The sequence below is a fragment of the Sporosarcina sp. OR05 genome, assembly GCF_041414805.1.
In the GTDB taxonomy this organism is placed as follows: Bacteria; Bacillota; Bacilli; order Bacillales_A; family Planococcaceae; genus Sporosarcina; species Sporosarcina saromensis.
Map to the genome: position 1 here is coordinate 24,111 of NZ_JANKJL010000004.1, position 22,451 is coordinate 46,561.

General features: G+C 41.9%; 21 protein-coding genes and 1 pseudogene. 10 read left to right on the forward strand and 12 right to left on the reverse strand.

Annotation, left to right across the window (positions count from 1 at the left end):
* Positions 1-154 precede the first annotated feature (154 nt).
* The 4 genes from NRI27_RS08565 to NRI27_RS08580 form a co-directional block, all read right to left on the reverse strand.
* The gene (locus NRI27_RS08565; RefSeq protein ID WP_371390348.1) at positions 155-898 is read right to left on the reverse strand and encodes a BglII/BstYI family type II restriction endonuclease; all 744 of its coding nucleotides are present in this window, start codon (positions 896-898) and stop codon (positions 155-157) included.
* A gap of 62 nt (positions 899-960) precedes the next feature.
* Positions 961-2,358, reverse strand: a complete 1,398-nt coding sequence (locus NRI27_RS08570; RefSeq protein WP_371390349.1) for a Sau3AI family type II restriction endonuclease — start codon at positions 2,356-2,358, stop codon at positions 961-963.
* Positions 2,359-2,422: 64 nt separating this feature from the next.
* A complete protein-coding gene (gene dcm, locus NRI27_RS08575) occupies positions 2,423-3,682 on the reverse strand; it encodes a DNA (cytosine-5-)-methyltransferase (RefSeq protein ID WP_371390350.1) in 1,260 nt (419 codons plus the stop codon).
* 951 nt (positions 3,683-4,633) lie between these two features.
* Positions 4,634-6,952 (reverse strand): S8 family peptidase, encoded by a 2,319-nt coding sequence (locus NRI27_RS08580; RefSeq protein WP_371390351.1) that lies wholly within the window; start codon positions 6,950-6,952, stop codon positions 4,634-4,636.
* A gap of 339 nt (positions 6,953-7,291) precedes the next feature.
* Between NRI27_RS08580 and NRI27_RS08585 the strand changes: the two genes are divergently transcribed.
* Genes NRI27_RS08585 through NRI27_RS08595 form a run of 3 tightly spaced genes read left to right on the forward strand, consistent with a single transcriptional unit; the run spans position 7,292 to position 8,318 of the window.
* Positions 7,292-7,873: a tetratricopeptide repeat protein gene (locus NRI27_RS08585; protein ID WP_371390352.1), complete on the forward strand. Its 582-nt coding sequence runs from the start codon at positions 7,292-7,294 to the stop codon at positions 7,871-7,873.
* Positions 7,866-8,111: a hypothetical protein gene (locus NRI27_RS08590; protein ID WP_371390353.1), complete on the forward strand. Its 246-nt coding sequence runs from the start codon at positions 7,866-7,868 to the stop codon at positions 8,109-8,111. Before NRI27_RS08585 ends, NRI27_RS08590 begins: the two co-directional genes overlap by 8 nt.
* A 45-nt stretch (positions 8,112-8,156) precedes the next feature.
* A complete protein-coding gene (locus NRI27_RS08595) occupies positions 8,157-8,318 on the forward strand; it encodes a hypothetical protein (RefSeq protein WP_371390354.1) in 162 nt (53 codons plus the stop codon).
* A 123-nt stretch (positions 8,319-8,441) separates the two neighbouring features.
* Here the strand turns inward: NRI27_RS08595 and NRI27_RS08600 are convergent, their stop codons facing one another.
* The gene (locus NRI27_RS08600) at positions 8,442-10,130 is read right to left on the reverse strand and encodes a methyl-accepting chemotaxis protein (RefSeq protein WP_371390355.1); all 1,689 of its coding nucleotides are present in this window, start codon (positions 10,128-10,130) and stop codon (positions 8,442-8,444) included.
* 214 nt (positions 10,131-10,344) lie between these two features.
* On the opposite strand from NRI27_RS08600, the gene uvsE reads away from it, so the two are divergent.
* Both uvsE and NRI27_RS08610 read left to right on the forward strand, forming a co-directional pair.
* The gene (uvsE, locus tag NRI27_RS08605; RefSeq protein WP_371390356.1) at positions 10,345-11,310 is read left to right on the forward strand and encodes a UV DNA damage repair endonuclease UvsE; all 966 of its coding nucleotides are present in this window, start codon (positions 10,345-10,347) and stop codon (positions 11,308-11,310) included.
* 318 nt (positions 11,311-11,628) lie between these two features.
* Positions 11,629-11,763: a hypothetical protein gene (locus NRI27_RS08610; protein WP_371390357.1), complete on the forward strand. Its 135-nt coding sequence runs from the start codon at positions 11,629-11,631 to the stop codon at positions 11,761-11,763.
* A gap of 113 nt (positions 11,764-11,876) precedes the next feature.
* On the opposite strand, the gene NRI27_RS08615 is transcribed toward NRI27_RS08610, so the two are convergent.
* The gene (locus NRI27_RS08615; RefSeq protein ID WP_371390358.1) at positions 11,877-12,047 is read right to left on the reverse strand and encodes a hypothetical protein; all 171 of its coding nucleotides are present in this window, start codon (positions 12,045-12,047) and stop codon (positions 11,877-11,879) included.
* Positions 12,048-12,439: 392 nt separating this feature from the next.
* Between NRI27_RS08615 and NRI27_RS08620 the strand changes: the two are divergent.
* Positions 12,440-13,524 (forward strand): annotated as a pseudogene (locus NRI27_RS08620) (L-cysteine desulfidase family protein).
* Between the two features lie 257 nt (positions 13,525-13,781).
* Here NRI27_RS08620 and NRI27_RS08625 read toward each other — a convergent pair.
* Together NRI27_RS08625 and NRI27_RS08630 are read right to left on the reverse strand one after the other, a co-directional pair.
* On the reverse strand, positions 13,782-14,975 hold the full coding sequence (locus NRI27_RS08625; RefSeq protein WP_371390359.1) for a chromate transporter: 1,194 nt from the start codon (positions 14,973-14,975) through the stop codon (positions 13,782-13,784).
* Positions 14,976-14,989: 14 nt separating this feature from the next.
* Positions 14,990-15,301, reverse strand: a complete 312-nt coding sequence (locus NRI27_RS08630) for a PadR family transcriptional regulator (protein WP_317943522.1) — start codon at positions 15,299-15,301, stop codon at positions 14,990-14,992.
* A 244-nt stretch (positions 15,302-15,545) separates the two neighbouring features.
* On the opposite strand from NRI27_RS08630, the gene NRI27_RS08635 reads away from it, so the two are divergent.
* Positions 15,546-16,706, forward strand: a complete 1,161-nt coding sequence (locus tag NRI27_RS08635) for an MFS transporter (RefSeq protein ID WP_371390360.1) — start codon at positions 15,546-15,548, stop codon at positions 16,704-16,706.
* 167 nt (positions 16,707-16,873) lie between these two features.
* Here NRI27_RS08635 and NRI27_RS08640 read toward each other — a convergent pair whose 3' ends face one another.
* From NRI27_RS08640 to msrA, 4 genes are all read right to left on the reverse strand, one after another.
* Positions 16,874-17,788, reverse strand: coding sequence for an NAD(P)/FAD-dependent oxidoreductase (locus tag NRI27_RS08640; protein WP_371390361.1), 915 nt, complete (start codon positions 17,786-17,788; stop codon positions 16,874-16,876).
* Between the two features lie 175 nt (positions 17,789-17,963).
* Positions 17,964-18,767, reverse strand: a complete 804-nt coding sequence (locus NRI27_RS08645) for a tryptophan-rich sensory protein (protein ID WP_371390362.1) — start codon at positions 18,765-18,767, stop codon at positions 17,964-17,966.
* A 73-nt stretch (positions 18,768-18,840) separates the two neighbouring features.
* Complete coding sequence (locus NRI27_RS08650; protein ID WP_371390363.1) at positions 18,841-19,170, reverse strand: hypothetical protein; 330 nt, start codon at positions 19,168-19,170, stop codon at positions 18,841-18,843.
* Positions 19,171-19,233: 63 nt separating this feature from the next.
* A complete protein-coding gene (gene msrA / locus NRI27_RS08655) occupies positions 19,234-19,947 on the reverse strand; it encodes a peptide-methionine (S)-S-oxide reductase MsrA (protein ID WP_371390364.1) in 714 nt (237 codons plus the stop codon).
* A 112-nt stretch (positions 19,948-20,059) separates the two neighbouring features.
* Here msrA and NRI27_RS08660 point away from each other — a divergent pair, with 112 nt between their 5' ends.
* The 3 genes from NRI27_RS08660 (at position 20,060) to NRI27_RS08670 (ending at position 22,446) form a co-directional block, all read left to right on the forward strand.
* Entirely contained in the window at positions 20,060-20,767 is a 708-nt protein-coding gene (locus NRI27_RS08660) for a polysaccharide deacetylase family protein (RefSeq protein WP_371390365.1), read from the forward strand.
* A gap of 159 nt (positions 20,768-20,926) precedes the next feature.
* On the forward strand, positions 20,927-21,874 hold the full coding sequence (locus tag NRI27_RS08665; protein ID WP_371390366.1) for a phytoene desaturase family protein: 948 nt from the start codon (positions 20,927-20,929) through the stop codon (positions 21,872-21,874).
* Entirely contained in the window at positions 21,865-22,446 is a 582-nt protein-coding gene (locus NRI27_RS08670; protein WP_371390367.1) for a phytoene desaturase family protein, read from the forward strand. The genes NRI27_RS08665 and NRI27_RS08670 overlap by 10 nt, the downstream gene beginning before the upstream one ends.
* Positions 22,447-22,451 lie beyond the last annotated feature (5 nt).

Consider the following 22,451-nt stretch of genomic DNA (forward strand, 5'->3'; position numbering starts at 1 on the left):
ATTGGAATATGAATCGGCATTATATTTACTTATCGCGATGCTATTTACTAATGTTAAACTAAAAAAACACGTAAGCTTAGAGGGCCTTAGTTGCTGCGGAAATTTTCATGCTCACTTTATCTATTTTGCCAAGGACGATTAATTCCGCATTTTTCTAAAGTAATCTTTTATATTTCATTGGCATGAATAATACAGGTGTCAAAGAGCCTTGATAATATCTAAATTTACTTTTTACGACATATTTACCGTTTCTTGTGATTCTTTTTAGTTCAACATTCTTTGGAAGAAGATATATCCTTCCTAATGTTTTATTGACTGATAACTTATATGTTTTTATTTCAAAACTTTTTGGCATTTTCAATCCTATAATGACCAAAGGAGTTGTTAGCTGTACTCTCAATGGTTTTAAATAATCAATATACTTTTCGTAAGTACCGACTGCATTGTCGAACCCACCTACACTTCGCATTTCATCCATTGCACAAATTATTACCCCTATTTTAGTCTGAACTGCTTTTTGCACATGATTCAATTCACTGGCGATAACAGGCTTCATAAGGTTCCATGCTGCGCTCCCAGAGTGATTAAAAGCAACTTCTACTGAAACAGGCTCTTTAGCAAAGTCTAGTCTCCAATTCTTATTCATATATCTGCTGTCATTAAAAATATAAGGTTCTTTTAACCAATTGTTTGCTGAAAATCTTTGTTTAAATAGATAATTTAAAGCCATAGAAATACTCTTTTGCTTGTTGATATATTTAGTGAAATGAAGATTTATAATATCTCTTTCTGTAATACTATCTATAATATCTATTATTTCCTTCCATAATGGAAGACAACTTGCATCATGTGTCATCACCAATAATCCATTTCGATGTGAATAAACATCAAATTCCATTAACATTTCGCCTCTTTCAAGATAGTGAATATATTACAGGTAAATCATATTATTGAGTAAAATTAATAAATCTTCTTCTCCTTATTTATAATTTTTCCAATTAATTCCCTATCCAACCAAAATGCCTGCTTCGTAATCATTCGACCGTCGGGCAACAGAACCTGATCGCTTCCGTCCCTTCCTTTTGGACGGATGTGACATAGCCCATTAGATTTAGGTTTAGGGAGATTGTTGTTCACAATTACCCTGTCCTTTTGCTGTATAGGTACAAGTCTAATGCCATCTCGAATCAAATGTTGAACATGTTCCCAAAACTCTTTAAGCCTGCCTTCTATTTCTGTCATTGGCATATTCCACAAAGTAATCCCTTCGAAATATAGTTTTCTATTCGGATTCTCTTTTTTTGTTTCCTTGTATCGGAAAACCACAAATAGTAGCTTTGTTTCCGTGAAGTATTCCTTGAGCCAGCTTTCTTCCCATTCTTCATTAGCCCATTTCACGAAATCGACATTCTTGAAGGACGTATGTTCCTTAGGGACTCCATCAGGTTCCAGTCGTACGGTTTTAAGGTGAATGTTTGCTTTCGCGAATTCTTCAATTTGTTCAAGCTTCGTACCTTTGATACCTAGGAGACTGCTGATAAAGAGTTGAAGGAAACTTTTCGATTTGTGGTTCACTTTTATTTGACCTATTACTGAAATTTCATCCAATGACTTTCCAATGAATGGCTGAAATTTTTCTTCGAGGATTTTCAATAATGTCTTCTTCTTGAGTTCAGCAGGAGATGTGATTCTTACTAAGTCCTCCTCTAAAATGACTTTTCTAATGAGTGTGGTCATGTAGCTTTGTTTAAGGGAATAAGCACGTTGCATTGCTAGGACGCTATTGTGAGGTTGTTCTCTTAATGAACTTTTATTAGCACCCTTAGTACTTGCAGCAAGGTAATTGGTATCTGCTTCCGACAATTCATGAGCAAGGCCATTTTTTATCTTTTCGTTAATAGCTGCCCAATCCTGTTTAATAATCTCTAAGTCTTCTTCAGCATATCTATGAAGATGACTTTTAATAATTCTATAATCAGCTCTTTTTAATTCGGGGATCCATTCATAAAACATTAACAATAACTCTTTGTTTTTTCTCCAAAAGCTAGAAGTTTCAAAGGTAGTTTTGGATTCCTCTATATAGTTAATAATGTTTAAAACTAATCTCTCTTTTGCAGATAGCGTCCCATTTTTATTTTTCCTGATTGGTGTGACTTTCAACTCAATACCTAAATCTGCAAAATCAGCTTCGCTATTAGAGTTTACCTGATATCCAAAAAAACTTTCCTCGATAATTTGACCTAAGTGTCCTTTAGAGCGTTCATTTTGAACTCTCCCGCTCTTATCTATTTCGCCAAATGTCTTTCCTTCGGCCTGCTGAGCCTTATATAACAATTCTTTTTCACTTTGATATAACAATTCTTATCCCCCCCAGTAGTTCTTACCAGTATTCTACCATAAAGAAAAAGCTGATACAGATGTATCAGCTAAAAGAAAAGTTTAATTGTATATCAGTTGGTTGACTTGTTATTTCAATTTCTTCAATTCGTTGTCCCATAATTTCAATTAAATCTACGACAAGGGCATTTCCCATACAGAAATATCTCATACGATCAGACATTCCGGCAGTCCAATTGTCTGGGAATCCATTCAGCCTTTCGCATTCAATTGGTGTTAGGAATCGTTTCTTGCCGTTCACTTCGACAATGTGAGTACTTCTATTGATAGAGCCTTCACTTGTTAGCATTGTTCTTCCGGGCTTGTCCAAATCATCAGTAGGAGACATTCCGCCCTCAGAGAAGTTATATTTATGACCATCTGCAGACGTTCGCTCAATTTTCTTTGGTCCTCTTAAATACTTGAACTTTTCTTCTTCGGCTGGTGTCAGATAAAACTTTTCCTCTACAAGTTCTTCATCAATTAAGATATCCCTCAGCACAGTGGGTTTCTTTTGCATGGGTGCGACATGGGCAGTAAATATCTTGCCATCTCTCATGATTCCGGCTGTATGGAAATTGAATGAAAACTCATCAGAGATTTCAATAATATCTTCTGGAAGGAAGTCTGCAGAAATGCGCTCTTTGTAAGGTTCCAATTCTACCGGGAATGACTTTGCGAAAAATCCTTCCTTGAAAATTATTTCATTTTTGTCCAATTCACGTTGGTTAATGTCAAAAGGGATACCGCCTTTATAGGCAAAAATGAAAACTCTTCTTCTTCTTTGTGCTAAACCATATTCAGCTGCATTAATTACTCGCCATTCCACGACATATCCCAAATCACGGAATGTTGCAAGCATGACAGCAAAATCTCTTCCTCGTTGTGAAGATGGAGATTTGAGCAGTCTATCAACGTTTTCCAGAAGTACATATTTAGGATTTCCGTTTTCCAGTATTCTTTTGATTTCCCAAAAGAGTACTCCTTTTTTACCTTGTATTCCTTTTTCTCCAGATAATGTTCTGGCTACAGAATAGTCTTGGCAAGGAAACCCTCCGACAACTAAATCAGGAGAAACATCTTGAAAAAATTCATTTGGTACTGTAGCTATATCTTGATTGCTGTGTTCACCACTAGAGAAGTTGCCAGCATAACAATTAAATGCATCTTGTGCTTTACGGGAAGGTTCCCATTGATTACCCCAAACGACGTCGAAAAGACGGGAGTTGGCTTGCTCTAATCCTTTTCGAAACCCGCCTACGCCAGCGAATAATTCAATTACCTTTAGAGAATTACTGTCAGACATTTTCGAACACCCTTTCGGTTATTTTCTTTATTATAACCTATTTCGACAAAAAGATCAAGATCCAATATCTAAAAATCATCATTAATTTTTATCAGTTCTTATTCTACTTGTCTCAAGTTTTATTGTTAGTGATAGCTGTTATTCTTCTAAGGACTTATATTTACCCTTTAATGATTTACATGCCCTCATAAAAAGTAGAATTTAATTACTAAAGTGAAGAAATCAGTATTGAGTTTGCTTGTATTTTATTCTCCGCTTCTTCTATTGTTATTGTTATTGGATATGATACCAGCCACGATTAAATCTTTGCCTTTAAATCTTCCTAGTAGTTTCTAGAACAAGAATTTTTAAAATTTCAGAGATATGATCTTGATCTTATTTATATTTAAAGTTACAATAATATAAGAGACGAAGAGTCTCATTTCTCGTTAGTACTACCGCTTGGGAAGGGGCTGTCTGTATGAAAAGAAACCAAATGTATCTCCAAGTCATAATTAGCATACTGATTACAACGTTAATAAGTTTTATATTCCTTATCTTTAGTGAAGAGTTAAACATAGTGGCAAAGATGATTCGGGAAAGGTTATTTGAAACCTTTGTAATAATTTCCCTTTTATCTATACTAATAATCCTGGCTAGTCTCCATGTAAAGTCCTGGGAATAGAAGAGTTATAATGTGCGATATATAATTCTGTTAAAATGCCATGTTTTTTCTCATTTCTTTTATTTTCAGCCTGACTAGCTATAGTTGTTATTTTATGATGAAAAACCCATCCACAAGTGATCAACTCACTCAGGATGGGTTGTTTCTATTCAATGCCAATTTCGTTTGGTAACCTTCTATTCCATTAGTCATTCAATGTTGACACTACGTACGGTCTCTTTCAGTTCATACATTTTCCCCTTATTCCAACAAACTCTCTCCCTTATTCCCCGCAGCATCCACAACCGTTACCTTACACTTTCCAGTACATCCAACTCAACTTCAAACGTACCATCTTCATTCAACAAAAACGGTACAGGCTTACCAAGTTTGCCATCCTTCATCAATTGATAAGACGCATTCAACTTTTCATTCACATCAAATGCTTCATCGCGTTCAGCGAGCGATTTAGCGAAGTCGATGTATGGGTCGGTTACTTGTCCAGTAACTGTCGCCCCTTGGATTGCTCCAGTGATTACAGGCTTTGTCGATTTCACGAAAATCGGCCCGATGCTTGCGGTTAGTGGCTCGGCGTTGGCCATTCCGGTGAAGTCGATGGAATAGATGCCGTCCGCTAGCGTTGCTTCTTCGTTTGTCCAACTGGACGTGTACTTGTGAAGAAGTGGGAATTTGCGTGTGCCTAGGCTTAATCCGTTGTCATAGAACAAGCTGTCTACTGGTGCTTTTGACAAGTAGTCGGTAATTTCTAGGGTTGGGTAGGACAAGTCACTGTTAATGGACAATGTGATTTCAGTTGGAGGTGCTTGTTCTTCATTGCCAAACGATAGATCTTTTTGAGTTATGCTCAGTTCCTCAATGGCTGGCGTGACGGTTGCGCCGTTGCTAAAGTCTGCGGCAAAGGGCAGTGATACGTCCACCGATTGCTCGCGGTCCGTAATATGGATATAGCCTAGAATCTCATCTCGGTATTTCGTCTGTTCGTTTTTGGCAGCTGTTAAGGTGACATGGAGCAGTTGCTCGCCGTCTAGTGTGAATGAAGGCGGTTCGACAGTTATTGTTGCACCGTCAAACGGTTGCGTGACGTGTATGGCTACGTCGTAATGCCCACCAGTTCCTGTTATATCCTTCACAAGCACAGGTTTTGTAAGGGTGATCGCCTCTGATAATGTTACAGCTCCGAACGTCACAGCCCCTTTTTGATTCTCAACGAGTTCTCCCTCGCCGGTTGCATCGATTTCCTCAAGCGCATAAGCAAGAATGGTAGGGTGAACCGCTGCATATGGTCGAACGCGGCCTGCCCCTTGGTCGAACACATTGTACACTTTTGTATCGAGTACTTTTGCAGTGTTTGCCATGGCCACTTTAATATCAAATGGCGTCCAATCAGGATGGGCTTGCTTTAAGAGTGCAGCGACGCCTGTAATATAGGGTGCTGCTTGGGATGTGCCTGTCTCGCGTTTATAAGCATCTGTATAATCGTCTGCTTGACGGTATCTTGGCATCGTGGAAAGGATGTCTGTTCCAGGTGCTAAAATATCAGGCTTAATGTCAAAATTCGGTCGTGACGGTCCTCGTGAGCTGGAGCTGTCAATCTCGTCATGGATGGTTGAGTTGCCGACTGCTATGCCGAGACGAGCTGTTCCTGGCGCACGGACGGACCCACGAACTGATCCGGTATTGCCGGCTGTACTAATGACAACGACGCCAGCGAGGACTGCGTTGTTTACGGCAATCGACAATGCGTGGTTTTCCATGTCGCTATTATCGCTTAATGAAAGATTCATTATATCCATTCTTTGTGCGACTGCTTCTTCAATTGCTCGTAAGATGGTTGATGTGTCACCGCTCGTGTAGGATCCAAAAATACGGTAGGCGTACAAGTCGATTCTCGGTGCAACCCCTTTTACGCCAAATGCATTTTTACCTGCAATAATGCCTGCAATGTGCGTTCCGTGATACGTCTCAAAGCGTGCGCCAGACGTCGATGCTTTTTCAGGAGCGCCTGTAGGACGTTCGTCTGGGGATGTTTCGGAAGGGTCATTTTCATCTCTCGTTCGTGCGTATTTTTCAGGATCTGATTGATCAACAAAGTTCATCCCGCCACGATAGGCATGTTGAATGGCAGGATGGTGTCTGTCAATCCCTGAATCCAGCACAGCCACTTTGACCCCTTGTCCTTCTATCCCTTCCGCCCAAAGCGCTTTTACTTCTGAATAAATGACGTCCATTTCATGTTCCAAGGATGACTCTACCTCTGTCGAAGTCGCCCCTGATGCCAAAACCTTGAAGTTTGATTCAATCAATTGGATGTCTTGTATGTTACAAAGTTTCTTTACATCTTTTGATGGAATGGTTGTCGCAATGGCATTTAACAAGGTGTTAAATGAATGGAACTTTTTAAAGGGAATGTTCATAGACTTCATTGCGTTGAACACTTGCTGTTGTTGGACGTGCACTGCAGCTTCAATTTGTTTTACGTTTTCCGTTGTGAAAGGGGTGCCGTTCATTTCCGCCATCCGTTTTTGTACAACTACAGGTTCTTCCTTTAAGTGAAGGATGATATCGATTTCCTCGATATCCAATGCCGTTTCATATAAGTTGTGCATAATCCGCTCTCCTTTTATTCCCGAGACATGGTAATTCGCTACTTGTAACATACGTACTTTTCACATAATTTTCAATGGGATGTGACAATCATGGAGGTTTTTGTGTCTTGGTGGTCAAGGAGTACGTTGAATAGTTCCTGGCAAAGAGATTTTAATTCTAAAAATTCAATTGAATTCCGTTGCATTGTTGGATAATATTGTATGAAGTGGTAATTCGTGTGGTGAGTCTAAGTGGAGTGATAGAGAGAAATTATGGGGGTATGTCGGTGAATTCATTCAATTTGATTGTCTCGATAGCAAGCGGTTGTCTGCAGACCAACTTGAACGAGGGGAATAAGCATGGATATCCAAACGGTGAAAGAAGAACTTGCTGCACTAACAGAGACGATTTATTTTGACGAACAGAATTTTTTACGTGAGCAGTCCTCTGATCCGTTACAGTTGCGTCGTGTCATCGACCTTGCAGAACAAGCGGTAAAGTCGAATGAAGACGAACGCTTTTTTCTATACGGGACACTAGGAAACTTATATCGGATACTTGGAGAGCCGAAGATGGCTATTCATTATTTGAAATTGAATCTACGGGATGCTGTGAATACTCGATCTGCTCGTAGAGAAATCGTCACGTTGATTCGCCTTGGAGAGGCTTTGAAATACGATGTTCGGCATGAGGAAGCAATGGAAATGTTCAATCGTGCATCGTTACGATGTGAAGAAACGGATGATACGATTTATAGGGATTTTGTTTTGCAACATAAAGGCAAGTGCTTGTTGGAAATGCATAAGGTTGACGAAGCGATGGAGTGCTTTCGGCGAGCGTTGACGTTAAGGATGGAGAAAGGGGATGTGGCTTTGATTCATTCGACGGAGCAGGCGTTGGTGTTTGCGAGAAAGTTACTAGCGAGTGATGGGAATGAATAAAGGTAACCATACTGCGCTTCAGCGATTCATTCACTATGGAACAATCATTGGTATTTTTGCATTAATCATTCCTGCTACTTTTAATGATGCGTTTTTCTATCTTATATTCCTGCTCATGGGTGTGAACTTGTTTAATAGTTTTGTTCGGATGGTGAAAGGAAAGTGGATGGTCGTTGGATTAGTTGCTGTAAGTGTGTCGCCGTTAGGCTTGTATGTGTTGATTAGTGGGATGAACTAACGTGTGTAGTTTCCCAGGAAATGAAGTTGATAAGGAGGGGTTCTCGTGGCGACAATGCTAACATTAGGTGTACTCATCGTAATCAATTTCCTCTTATGTAGCTTTATAAGTTTCCTCTTTCGTGAAAGACGTAAGGTGGATTGGGGCATGGCCTTCATTTTCAGTTTTGTCATTTCGCTATTTTCGATTTGGTTGTTGGACGGGTGACGGACTTTAAACCGAGCAAGGCCAATTTTTAGTGTATAAACGAAAAATAACCCATCGGAGAGTAGCTCTGATGGGTTATTCCGATTACCTCTATTTCTTTTATCCGCTGTCCCCTTAGGGAAGTTAAACCGTAAATCTACTCATATCACTTTGCAAGTTCTCGGCCAATTGAGAGAGCGTTTGTGCATTTGAAGAAATTTCTTCATTTGCCGCAAGTTGTTCTTCAGTAGCTGCGCTCGTAGATTGAGCTTCCGATGCAGCTTGTATAGCAAGTTCTTGCACTTGTTTAGCACCACCGGATACCTCGTCAGTCATCACGCGAATCTGTTCAATCGCGGCAGAAACTGTTGTCACTTTCGTACTCACTTCAGTGGAGGCGCATTCGATTTTCTCAAATACATCTCTCGTCTGTTCTGTCACGACACGACCTGCTTCTACACGTTCATTGCCATCTGTCGTACTTGTCACGACTTTTCCTACGTTCTGAATCATCATGTCAATCACTTGGCCGATTTCGACTGCTGATTGTTTAGATTGCTCTGCAAGGTTCCGAACTTCTTCAGCGACAACTGCAAATCCTTTTCCGTGTTCACCTGCCCGTGCAGCTTCAATTGCCGCATTCAATGCTAGTAAATTCGTTTGTTCTGCGATAGCCGTAATGACAGAGGTTACGCGACGAATTTGCTCTGAGTGAGTCGCCAAGTCACCGATAATTTCCGAGGAATGTTCCATTGATTTGCTAATTAAGAGCATTTGTTCAGAGAAGTCTTTCATTAACGTCGCCCCCTCATGAACGAGCTTCGTAACTTTCTCAGTGGATTGCATCATTTCTGCGTTCTCTTCGTTAATGCGCAAGATTCCTGATGTCATTTCTCCCATTGCGGTCGTCGATTCATTAACAATGCTTACTTGCAAATCACTAGCAGTTAAGTTTTTCTCCGCAATTTCAGCAACCATTTCCGAAGCGGCTAGGCTTTCTTCTGAACTCGCTGAAAGTTCCTCAGCTTGAACAGCAAGTTGTGTCGCTGAATTTCGTGTATTTGTAATGATTGCACGTAAATCCATTACCATTTCATTAAAAGCGTTGGCCATGTCACCAATCTCATCTCGATTTTTAATCGTGACAGGTTCAATCGCGAAATTCCCGTCTGCAATTTGTCGCAATGAAGTTGTCATCGTACTGACTGGGCGAGCGATACTACGGCTAATGAGACGAGCAATAACGATGCTCAAGATAACAGCAAAAATCATTAATCCTATCGTAATCATTCGGATTGTAGACAATAAGTTCTGTAAATCTTGCTCAGTAACGGCTTGTTGGCTAACTTGATGTTGGATGAGTTCTTCAATATTATTTGAGATCTGATTTTGATAAACCGCAGATTCTTTTGCAATTACCAATGCTTCTTCTTGATTACCATTTTGAAATTCTTGAATCATTCTTTTGGTTGTTTCATTGTAACTTTCTCTACCTTGTACAATCTCGGAAAGTGTGACGCGTGCGGATTCCGTGCGGACTAGTTGATCCAGTTCACTTAGAATCTCGTCACCTGTAGTAAGAATCTTATCTTTGCCTTCCAGATACGTTACGTCATCATACAACATGTATGCTCTAAGAAAGCTAGCGATCTGATTTTGATTAGCAGACAATTGTTCAAACAACAGTACCTTTTTTATTTTATCATTAATTAAATATTGGTATTCTTTATCAATAGATGATTGTGCGAATAATCCAGAAATGCCTATCAACATCATGATAACTAAAGTGGATGTGAAGCCAATCCATAATTTTTTTCCTACGTTAAATTTCATAAAATGTAGCATCCTCCTATGATGTTAATGTTTAATCTACTAATTATAGTTTATTATTTAATAGGATAATAGAGGTATTATTTTACAGTAGGTAGAAAGTTGTGTTGAGACTAATCGGTTCATAGATTACTTGTTGTTCTAAATGAGTTGAATTCGTGTACTGCCAATGTCTACTTACTCCGAGTTCGCCCCATACTATCTCTGAGGTGGTCATATGACGATTGTACGACTTGGGTATGTGGCGATGAGCATGGAGTTGAAAAATGCATCACCATCCAAAACAATGACATTTGCGCAGTTTCAAAAAATTGGTGACCGGGAAGCGGCCATTCGCAAATTGGAACGCATTGCGCTCGCAAATTTAGAAAACACACATCGGTTGCTGAAGCATAATGTGTTCAATGCAATTCATTTTTATCGGTTAACTTCTCGGCTCATTCCGTTGGCAAATCATGAGGAGCTGAGCGAGTGGGACTATATGGAGCCGTTAACTGAAAAGTTGGCGGAAATCGGCGAGTTTGTAAAGAAGCACAACATGCGGATTGATTTTCATCCAGACCATTTTGTCGTCCTCAATTCCATGAAAAAAGATGTCTTGCAGAATTCCTTAACCACTTTACGGATGCATGAAGAACTGCTTCTAGGAATGAACATGGATGCGACCCATCGTTGTGTCTTACACGTCGGAGGAAATTATAAAGATACGGAAAAGTCGTTGGAGCGTTTCGCTACAAATTGGCTTGAAGTCCCCCGTGCTATACAACAACTCATTATGCTCGAAAATGATGATACATCGTTCAAACTGGAAGACACACTTTACCTTTGTGAGAAGCTCAGCATTCCACTTGTCTTTGATTACCATCATCATTTGGCGCATCATCGTAACGAAAACTGGGTTGAGGATTGGGGGAGGGTTGTTGCGACTTGGGACACTTCGCCGCTACCCATTAAAATGCACATTTCCAGTCCGAAAAGTGAATCCGCTTTCCGCCACCACGCCGATACGGTGGACGTCGATATGTTCTTTCAGTTTTTGAATGAAATCAAAGGGACTGTTCCTCAAATAGATTGCATGATTGAAGCGAAATTGAAGGACGCAGCACTCTTTCAGCTGATGAAGGAAGTAGGGCGGAGAGCGGACGTGGAAGTGATTGATGGCTCGTCGTTTTATTTGAAATAGGTATGTGGAATATACAAGCGATTTCCTAGTATCAGGAGGTCGTTTTTTGATTGGCGAAAAGAGTGGGGCGGTTTTGATTTATACAGCGTAAAAGATTGAAGGGGGTGGAGTTGGGGAGATGTCTACTTGCATAGAGGCGGATTTGTCGTAATGTTTACTTATCTAGGGTGAGTTAAGATCCATTATATGGGTAAGTGGTGATGAAATGATGTTGAGCGGTGATAAATGGCGAATAAGCGGTGATAAAGGGCCGACAAGCGGTGATAAACTGTAGCTAAGCGGTGATAAACAAAAATCCTGCAAGTGTGACCGTTTGGAATGCAAGGGGAAATAGGTGAAAAGGGGCGAATCGGTGGTAAAGTGCTCAGAAACGGTGGTAACACCCTCCGAATCGGTGGTAAAGTGCTTGGAAACGGTGGTAACCTCCTTCGAATCGGTGGTAAAGTACTCTAAATCGGTGGTAACGCGTCTGGGGCTGTTTGGAATTGTGATAAAGCCGTGGGAACGTCGAAGTTCTACAATGGGACCCGCTGTTTCACACTTGAGATGATGTACATGTAAAGAATTTAGGCGGAAAAGAGAGAATCGGTGATAAAGTGTCCAGAATCGGTGATAACCTTCTCGGAATCGGTGATAACGGCCAGCGAATCGGTGATAACCTTCTCAGAATCGGTGATAACGCCACTCGAATCGGTGATAACCTCCTCCAAATCGGTGATAACGCTCTTCCTATTCAATGATCCCCACTCCCCCTGATCAGTACGCACACAACTACATCTCATTTTGCCGATTAACCCTCCACCTTCAACCTGAATAGTGCTGAAAAGTGCCAAAATAGCCAGAACGTATTGAGTTCTCCGTCTAAAAAAGGTACATTCGCTTCAGTGAATGCTTATCAATTGATAAGACTGAAAATTCTACAATAAAGGTGGTACCCGATATGAAGAACGATAAAATTTCAGCTATATTAGAAAAAGAACTTGTCATTGCACTTGGTTGTACAGAACCGGTTGCAATTGCGTATGCAGCGGCGACTGCGAGAAGTCATGCGCCTGGGATGATTGAGGAGCTCGTTGTAAGTGCAAGTGGCAATATTATTAAGAACGCGAAGTCCGTTGGGATTCCTGGGATGTCTGGTAAAGGGTTGGATTTCTCTGCTGCGATCGGAGCAGTTGCGGGGAATGCGAGTTATGGTTTGGAAGTGTTGAAAGGGCTTACAGCGGAGGACGAGCGTTTGGCGGAGGAGTTGCTTGAAGCAGGTAAAGTGAAAGCGAGTCAGGCGGATATACCAAAGTTGCTCTATATTGAAGTGATCGTCAAAACGGATCTTCATACAGCGCGTGTTATTATTGCGGATAATCATAGTAATATTACGTTGATTGAAGTGGACGGGGAAACGCTGTTCAAGGGCGGTTGCGAGAACATCGGCATGAAATCATCCAAAGAAGAGTTAGATGAATTGTCTATTGATGAGATCTATGACTGGGTTTGTAAAGTCGATATTGAAGAGCTCGGGTTAATTAAGAAAAGTATTGAACTGAATCGCATCATTGGAATTGAAGGGCTTTCAGGGAATTATGGTTTAAATGTCGGGAAAACGATCCGCCAAAATGTGGAGAGAGGTCTGTTATCGGATGATTTGGCAACTGCAGCGATGTCGTTAGCGGCGGCGGGTTCTGATGCGAGGATGGCTGGTTCGACGTTACCGGTGATGGCGAACACAGGTAGTGGGAATCAAGGAATTGCCGTTACATTACCTGTTGTCGGTGTGGCAGAAAAGTTGCAAGTCGCTGATGAAAAAATGATCCGTGCAGTGGCACTCAGCCATTTGGTGACGATTCATATTAGTCGAAGTTTGGTCGGTTATCAGCATTATGTGGCGTAACAACAGCAGGTATGGGCGCGAGTGCAGCGATTGTGTACTTGTTGGACGGAACGTTAGAGCAAGTGAAAGCGGCAATTCAAAACACGATCGGCAATGTGTCCGGTATGATTTGCGACGGTGCAAAAGCGGGATGTGCCATGAAAGTATCCACGAATTCGAACGTCGCGGTTCAATCTGCATTATTGGCGTTGTCCGATCATGGTATTCAATCGACGGATGGCTTCATTCATGATGACGTCGAAAAGTCCATTGACGCTTTCTGTACACTAGGCAATGAAGGTACACGTCAAACTGATGAATGGATCTTAAAATTGATGATGGATAAATAAATACTTGGATAAGGGGACAGGCACCAAAACAATTCCGAATTGTTTTGGTGCCTGTCCCCGTTTTATTTCATATCTTGTCCGACACATTAATACAATGTAGAAAGGGTTGGAAAGGATGAGGTATTGAAGAGAGGCTTATTGTTTGCGGGTGCGATTGTGGTAGGGATGGTTTTAGGGATTCTGGTGACGGTGTTAATGGAGTCGATGTGAATCGTTGAAAAAGCAGAGCCTTTAATAATGGGGGCTCTGCTTTTTATTTAAATAAGACCGAGCAGTACGCCGCCAATCGCGCCGGTTACGACGACAATCCAAGGTGGTAGTTTCCAGTACGCCAGCATAGTAAATAATACGGCGGCGAGTGCAAAGTCAATCGGTGCCGCGATGGAGCTTATCCAAATTGGGAAATAGAAAGCGGAAATGAGAATACCGACGACTGCCGCGTTGATACCCATAATTGCTCCTTTAATGTTCGGGTTGGAGCGTAATTGATCCCAAAAAGGCAATGCACCGAGAATAAGTAGGAATGCGGGTAGGAAAATTGCCACTGTGGCAACTAGACCTCCTAACCAACCATTCATGACCGTTCCTAAGTATGCTGCGAATGTGAATAAAGGTCCGGGGACGGCCTGTGTAGCACCATAACCCGCTAGGAAGGCTTCTTCGTCGATCCATCCAGTCGGCACGAAGGCTTGTTCAAGTAGTGGTAGTACGACGTGTCCGCCACCGAACACTAATGAGCCGGATCTGTAAAAGCTATCAAACATTGCGACCCAATAGGAACCTGTTAGTTCTCGTATGACCGGCAATGCAAAAAGTAACGTGAAAAAGAGTCCCAAACAGATGGTGGCCACTTTCTTCGATATGGGAAAGTGTGAACTTGTTTCTTGTTCCGCATCGTGCCGTTTGTATAGCATGAAGCCGAGCAGGGCGGCGATTAGGATGACGCCGATTTGGGTCATGGCGGATTGCCAAATGAGTGTCCCGATAAGTGCAAGGAGTGCAATCGTTTTTCGTTTATTGTCAGGAGTCAGGTTTTTAGCCATTCCCATGATTGCATGGGCAACGACAGAGACAGCGACAATTTTTAATCCATGAATCCATCCTGCATTTGTTGCATCAAATTCATGTAACAGCATGGCGAAAATCATAAGTGCAATTACAGATGGAAGTGTAAACCCGATGAAAGAAACAATCCCACCTACTACACCCGCTCGCATTACCCCAATACCGATGCCGACTTGGCTACTCGCCGGTCCAGGTAAAAATTGTGCGAGGGCGACTAAATCTGCATAGTTTTTTTCGCTCATCCACTTGCGTCTACGGATATACTCTTCGTGGAAATAGCCTAAATGCGCTATCGGTCCACCGAAAGAAGTTAAACCAAGTCGAGTTGAAACGAACAGAATTTCTAAAAGTGATCGGAAACCTCTTTTTTCGTTTTTTTGATTCATCATGAACTCCTTTGTTAGTAGTCTTTGATTTCTTTGAACAGCTCGTATGCCTTCACACGGGCTTCAGTTAGAATGTAAGCCCCTTTTTCGGTTGTCGTGTAATATTTTCGGATTTTCCCATCAACATTCCGATCTTCCCGGACGAGCAAACCATCTGCCTCCATTGAATGAAGAATGGGGTAAAGTGTTCCTGAACTGATGGAATACCCATGTTCTTTCAGTTCCTCTACCATCCACGCGCCGTAAACAGGGTGCTCTTTTGCGTGGTGAAGGATATGGATGTGAATGAAACCGAGAAAAAGCTTACGCAATACTTTGTCTTCCACAGTAGACACCTCCTTGATAACGAAAACCGATATTGCGTTACGATACTAAAAATATAACATGATGTAAGTGTGATTTCTGTGAATTTACATATTCTTAACATGGTAGTCGTATCTCTTTGCGGGTGGACGATGCGAAAATGATTACCAAAAATACCCCAAGTTCTCGCGTCTTGTAAGTTCTGATAGGCCTTGGTATGATGTGAAATATTAGAAAGAAGGATTTTGCTTCAGTAGGAGATTACAGATGAAAAAAGAAACAATTACATTGGTATTATTGTTAACCAATTTGTTTATTGCGTTTTTAGGGATTGGGCTCGTTATTCCGGTGTTGCCAACGTTGATGAATGAACTGGACATATCGGGCTCTGTTGTCGGATACATGGTAGCGTTTTTTGCAATTGCACAGCTTATTGTTTCGCCGATTGCTGGGAAATTGATTGATACAATTGGGCGGAAAATAATGATTGTCATCGGGTTATTCATCTTTAGTGCATCTGAATTGCTGTTTGCAGTTGGACAGGACTTACTTGTGTTGTTTATATCCCGAATTTTAGGTGGGGTAAGTGCAGCGTTCATTATGCCTGCGGTGACGGCGTTCATTGCAGATGTGACGACCAATGAAACACGTTCGAAAGCGTTAGGGTATATGTCAGCCGCTATCTCTACAGGGTTCATCATCGGACCGGGAATTGGAGGGTTTCTTGCAGGTTACGGTACACGGGTGCCGTTCTTCTTCGCGGCTGGGCTTGCCTGTTTTGCGGCGATATTCTCTTTAATTATGCTAAGGGAACCGAAACGGCAATATGAAGAAACAGCGAGTGGAAAGAAGCCTGGGTTCAAGCGGATCTTTGCGCCGATGTATTTTATCGTTTTCGTCATTATTTTTGTGCTGTCCTTCGGATTGGCTTCGTTTGAAGCGGTGTTCAGTCTATTCGTCGACCACAAGTTTGGCTTTACGCCAACCGATATCGCCATCATTATCACGGGCAGTGGGCTTGTTGGTGCATTGGCACAAGTGTTGTTATTTGATCGGTTAACAAAATTGATGGGTGAAAAGAAATTGATTTTAGTCAGTTTGATATTTTCGTCCGTGATGGTCGGTGCGATGACGCTTGTGAATTCGTACTTTAGCGTGCTTTTTGTAACGATCATCGTCTTTGTCGGCTTTGACCTCATTCGACCAGCGGCAACATCGTATTTATCGAAAATCGCTGGCAACGAACAAGGATTTGTCGGCGGCATGAATTCCATGTTCACGAGTATTGGTACGGTGTTTGGCCCGATTTTAGGAGGATACTTATTTGACTTCGATGTAGACTACCCGTTCTACTTCGCCACCATCGTCCTAATCGCCGGCTCCATCCTCACATTCTTCTGGGCCAAAACAAAGCCGGTCCAACCATAACCAAAAGCCAACGAACAATCCTTCGTTGGCTTTTTGAATATAGCGGGTAATGTTCAGAATTGTTTTGGTGCCTGTCCCCCGATTAATTTTGGCGATTCCCAATTGTTTTGGGGACAGGCACCCGATCAATTGCCATAATTCTAAATTGTTTGGTTGTCATTTCTTTTTTATTGCGTTTTATTACTAAAGTATTCGTTTGTGAGGTCGCCGTTTATGCCGATGGCTGCGGCGCTTCCGGTTCCGGCGGCGATAATGAGTTGGGCGGGCACGATGTGGGCTGCATCACCTGCTGCGTACACATTCCAGACAGTTGTTCTTCCGTATGTATCAGTTAGTAGCCCGCCGTTTTCATTGATCTCACAGCCGAGTTCTTTGCCGAATGCATTTGAATGGCTCCAGAGCGGGGTGACAAACCCGCCTGTTCGGGGTACGAGTGTGCCGTCTTCCAACCGGATGCTTTGCAGCTGACCGTTTTCACCTTCCAATCCGGCAATGATGTCTTCGTAAACTTGAATGCCGTGAGCGAGCAACTGGTTACGTTCGTCCTCTTCCAATCGTCCTTCACCATTCGTAAAAACGGCTACATCTTGGCTCCACGTATACACTTCTTTTGCTAGCTTGTATACATTTTTGTCCGCGATGACCGCGAGTGGTCGGTCTCGCATTTCCCAGCCATCGCAATACGGACAACTGAAGAGGCTTGTGCCGTAAAACCGCTCGATTGAAGGAATGTTTGGTTGAGCATCTTTTAAACCGGTAGCTAATAGGAGTTTGTTGCTAGTAAACAGGGTGCCGTCCTCTGTTGCCAATTCAAAATGGGTTTTATCTTTTTTCCGAATGACTTCGATACGTTCATTTCGAATGTCTACTGAATCGTATTGGGCGAGATCGCGAAGTGCCAGTCGCTTAAACTCTGTTTGTGATATGCCATCTCTCGTAATAAATCCATGGGTTTCCCGAATCACTCGATTTCTCGGTTGATTGTCATCAAAGATAATCACTTTTCTCCGAGCCCTGCCAAGAACGAGTGCCGCACTTAACCCGGCCGGCCCACCGCCAATAATTGCACAATCATAGATCATTACTTGCATACATCCTTTTTAACCGTAGTCTACCCGTAATTTCCTCATGTGGAACATCTTTTTTTTAAGGGAAATAGCGGTAAACACAACAAAAACGGCTAGCACCTCAACATAACTGCCATGCATCACTCATTCTCTCAAAAAAACATCATTACCCCTTGCCAAGTCTAGCAGCTTAGGTATTGGGCTTTCGCCGATTTCCTATGGCGACAAGGAGTATGGTTAGCGAGAGGATAATCATGCAGATGATGACGGTCAATGAGATGGCGGGATATTGATTGTTGAACCCGCTTTCTGATGTGTGTTTAGAATAGATGCCGAAATAAGCCCATAATATCGCCAAACCATATGCAGGGTTGTGTAAGCGAAGCATAGTACCCACACTAATGACCGTTCCGATAATCAAAATTAGAATTGTCCACGTCACGTCAGAGAGACCAAATCCGTCCCATCCAATGGAGACAAGGAAAGCAGTAATGTTGGCAATGGTCGCGACTGTTATCCAGCCAAAATAAATACTAAACGGAAGTTTGATAAAAAAGCTCTCTTTTAAAGAGAGGGAAGCCTCTGCGGTCAATTTGTTGATTTTGATTAGGCATAGTAACAATCCGACCATGAGAATAACGGATAGGAATAGCCTTTCATAATGCCATGCGAGTATCCAAAGGGTATTCAGTATTGAAGAAATTGAAAAGTAGATGCCGACTTGTGTTAATAGACGTGCTGTAGAAGGTTTTAGCTTTTTGTGAAAGAAACCGAGTTGGTAGAAGACATGTAATAAGAGTAAGACATAGATGACGCTCCATATGGAGAATGTAAACCCTGCAGGAGCAAATAAATTACCGTATTTCGCTGAAACTTCCCCTGTCGTTTGGCCATTAATGGGTAAGACGTTCGCCAATACGTTGGTGCCGATCATTAAGACATATGTAAGAACGATTACTGTATTCAACCATACTCGTTTATTTGTGGATTTCATCAAATCCTCCTTTCTCGAACTATATTCTTTCGGTCATTCCACTATTCCTGCTTTCTTGAGATGAAAACGAGTTTTATACATTTTCACTCACATTACGTTGATAGATGAGAAAAATTGCTACTCCGTAAAGGATAGAAACTGGAAATAATGCTGGATAGGCGACTGATAATGCGAATGCATACAAAGCGAAAAAGATGAGCGGCCGCATTGCCTCTTTAAAAATACAAAAGTAAAAAGCCACCCATTTCAATAGTTCAATAATGCTGATGACAATTAAGAACACGATGACCTGAAAAGTCGCGCCTTCAGGTGAAGCGCTTGTCATCAGATACACTGCAATGCATATGGGGATTGTTGTAAGTAAGTTCAGTAAAACGAGTAGAATGGTTCCTATTTTCCCCATGATACCCCCCTTTCTATTGACAGCTACCTAGTTTGCAAATAGCAATCGATAGCTGTCAAACCCTCATTTGCTCAGTTTTTGAACAATCATTTCATCTTTTGCGATCGGGTTGATGGGTAGTGTGTCTAACGTTTGGAGATTAATGTGGCAATACCCATTTGGATTTTTCACGAGATAGTCTTGGTGATACTCCTCTGCTAGGTAAAAGTTTTGCAATGGCTCCGCTTCCGTGACAATCGGTTTGTCGTACTGCTGTTGCTCCTTCTTTATAGCTTCCTCCACAGTAGTGGCATCCATTGCTTCGTCGTAATAAATACCGGATCGATACTGGATGCCGACATCGTTTCCTTGTTTGTTTTTAGAAGTCGGATCAATGACTGAAAAGAGGTGTTCGATTAATTCCTCCAGCGACACGCGTTCAGGGTCGTACGTCACTTTCACTGTCTCAACAAATGCTTTGTCACCTTGAATGACTTCTTCGTAGCTAGGGTTTTCACCTGTTCCGTTTGCATAACCTGACACGGTGTCCGCCACGCCGTAAATCCTCGCAAAGTACGCTTCTACACCCCAGAAACAACCGCCTGCAAAGTAGATCGTCTTTAGTTCGCTCGCTGTATAATCGAGATGCTCATTAATATTTTTCACATCATCTTGCAATAAATAACCCTCTACTTCCTCTGGATTCACGACAGGCGTATCTGCTGTTGTTGTAGAAGGTTGAGAATTGCAAGCAGCAAGCAAACAGGTGATTAGGATAAGTAAGATGGATCGTTTCATGTCTAGCGGCCTCCTTGCCAATTGTATGGTAATCAAATTCTATCATTTTTGTTCTCTTGCAATAAATTGTATGCTAGTTGTACTTTACTAAAAGTTGAATGGAGCGATGCATATGAATAGGAATAAAATTTATTGGCTCATCGGAATGCTTCTCTTCATTCCCATTGCGTATGGGATGTTAGCGACAGCCTTCATTCGAATAACAAGTCCCCGTGTCATGAAAAAGTACCCTGCACGAAAAGGGATTGCACTTACTTTCGATGACGGACCGCATCCCCTGTACACTGTGAGATTGCTAGATCTGCTGAAGGAACACGACATTCAAGCAACCTTTTTTGTTGTCGGCGAAAAAGTGAGGGCTTACCCCGACATCGTCAGGCGAATGAAAGAAGAAGGCCATCAAATTGGCATTCATCATTATAAGCATACATCTAGTTGGTTATTATCCCCTAGGCAGCTCCATATACAATTGCAAGATACAGACGCTGCCATAAAAGACGTCATTGGTGAACATCCAACGTTGTACCGTCCGCCGTGGGGATTCATGAATGCTGCAACACTCTCCGTGTCACGTCCTTATCGGATCATTATGTGGTCTCATGTGTTTAAAGATTGGAAAGTCCATCATTGCCAACATGGTTTATTGGAAGGCTTGCGCAATGTACCGGATAATGGGTCAATCGTACTGCTTCACGATGATGGAACGAACCCAGGAGCGGACGAGAATGCACCTGCCTATATGATAGAAAAGCTCGCAATCTATTTACAAGAGGCAAAAGAAAAAGAAATTGAATTCGTACCCATTGCTACTCCTGACTGAATCGAGTCAGGGGTATTTTTCTGTTTTCTAGTTTCCAAGTAAGCTCTTACTTGTGTTGCCAATAAAAATAGTGTATAAGGATTGTATAAGGTTAGTTGTTTTTATTTTATCACTTGTATAACGTTTTGTATAATCATAGACCGGAGAGGGTGGAGCTTCATGAAGAAGAAAGTGATTGTCATCGGGGCAGGCGTTGCAGGTCTCGCGAGTGCAATACGACTCCAACATGCAGGGTATGACGTCGAACTGTATGAAAAAGGAGCTGTTCCCGGCGGCAAGATGAGCCAGATTCAAAAAGATGGGTATACGTTCGATCTTGGACCGACAATTGTCATGATGCCGGAGTTGTATCAGGAAATTTTTCAGTTGTGCGGCCGCAATCCGGATGATTATATTCCAATGGAGCGACTTGACCCGATGTATAGTGTGTTTTTTGGTGATCAACCGAGTGACCACTATGAGATTTCTTCGGACATGACAAAATTGGTTTCTGTTTTTGAAAGTGTTAGCGAAGAAGATGCACAAGGATTGCTGGATTACCTACAAGAAATCTACAAGCGCTTTCTTGTAGCGAAAGAACATTTTTTGCAAAGGCCTTTCCGGAAACCTTCTGATTTCTATAATCTGACGATGTTGCGCCAAGGATTGAAACTAAAAACCTTCGACAATGCGGACAAATTTATTAGTAAATATATTAAAAATGAACGCCTCAAACAGATGATCAGTTTTCAAACCCTCTACATTGGGGTTTCTCCTTACAGTGGACCATCTCTCTACACAATGATTCCAATGATTGAATTCCTCTACGGTGTATGGTTCATCAAGGGCGGCATGTACACGATGGCACAGTCGTTGGAACGGTTATTCAAAGAGTTGGGAGGAATTGTCCATTATCATTCCCCGGTCGATGAAATTGTTATTAAAGGTGGAGCGGCGAGAGGGATTCGAATGGGCAACACATACATCCCTTCCGACTATGTCATGTGTAACGCCGATTTTCCGTATGCGATGAAAAACCTTGTCAAAGAACCAAAAGCAAAAGGCAAATACACGGACGACAAGATTGACAGCATGAATATTCCTGCTCGTGTTTCCTCATGTACTTAGGAATGGATCGTAAATACGATGAGGTACCGACTGCGCATAATTTTATCTTCAACGAACATTTGCGAGAAAATCTTGACGGCATTTTTGCGGGAGAGAAGCTTGATAATGCTTCATTCTACGTGTATATCGGTTCAAAATTGGACCCTTCATTGGCACCGGAAGGAAAAGATGGTTTGTATATACTTGTCCCCGTTTCGGATAAATCGTGTTCAACGTACGATTGGGATGAAGAAACCATTGCACATTATCGTTCGTACGTCCTTGATGCATTGAAAAAGATCAAAGGCTTTGAAAATGTTGAGAATGAAATCGTCAGTGAGACGTTTGTTACACCAAAAGATTTTGAGGAGCGGTTCAATGCTTACAATGGCGCTTGCTTCGGTTTGCAGCCTACGTTACGTCAAAGCAATCATTTGCGCCCACAAAGCAAAGCTACACATTGTGAAAACCTCTACTTTACAGGAAGTAGTACACATCCTGGAGCTGGCGTTCCCATTGTATTGTTATCTGCACGCATTGCGACAGAGGAGTTACTCCATGATGACAAAGGCATTTTATTTCACACGAAATGAAAGGA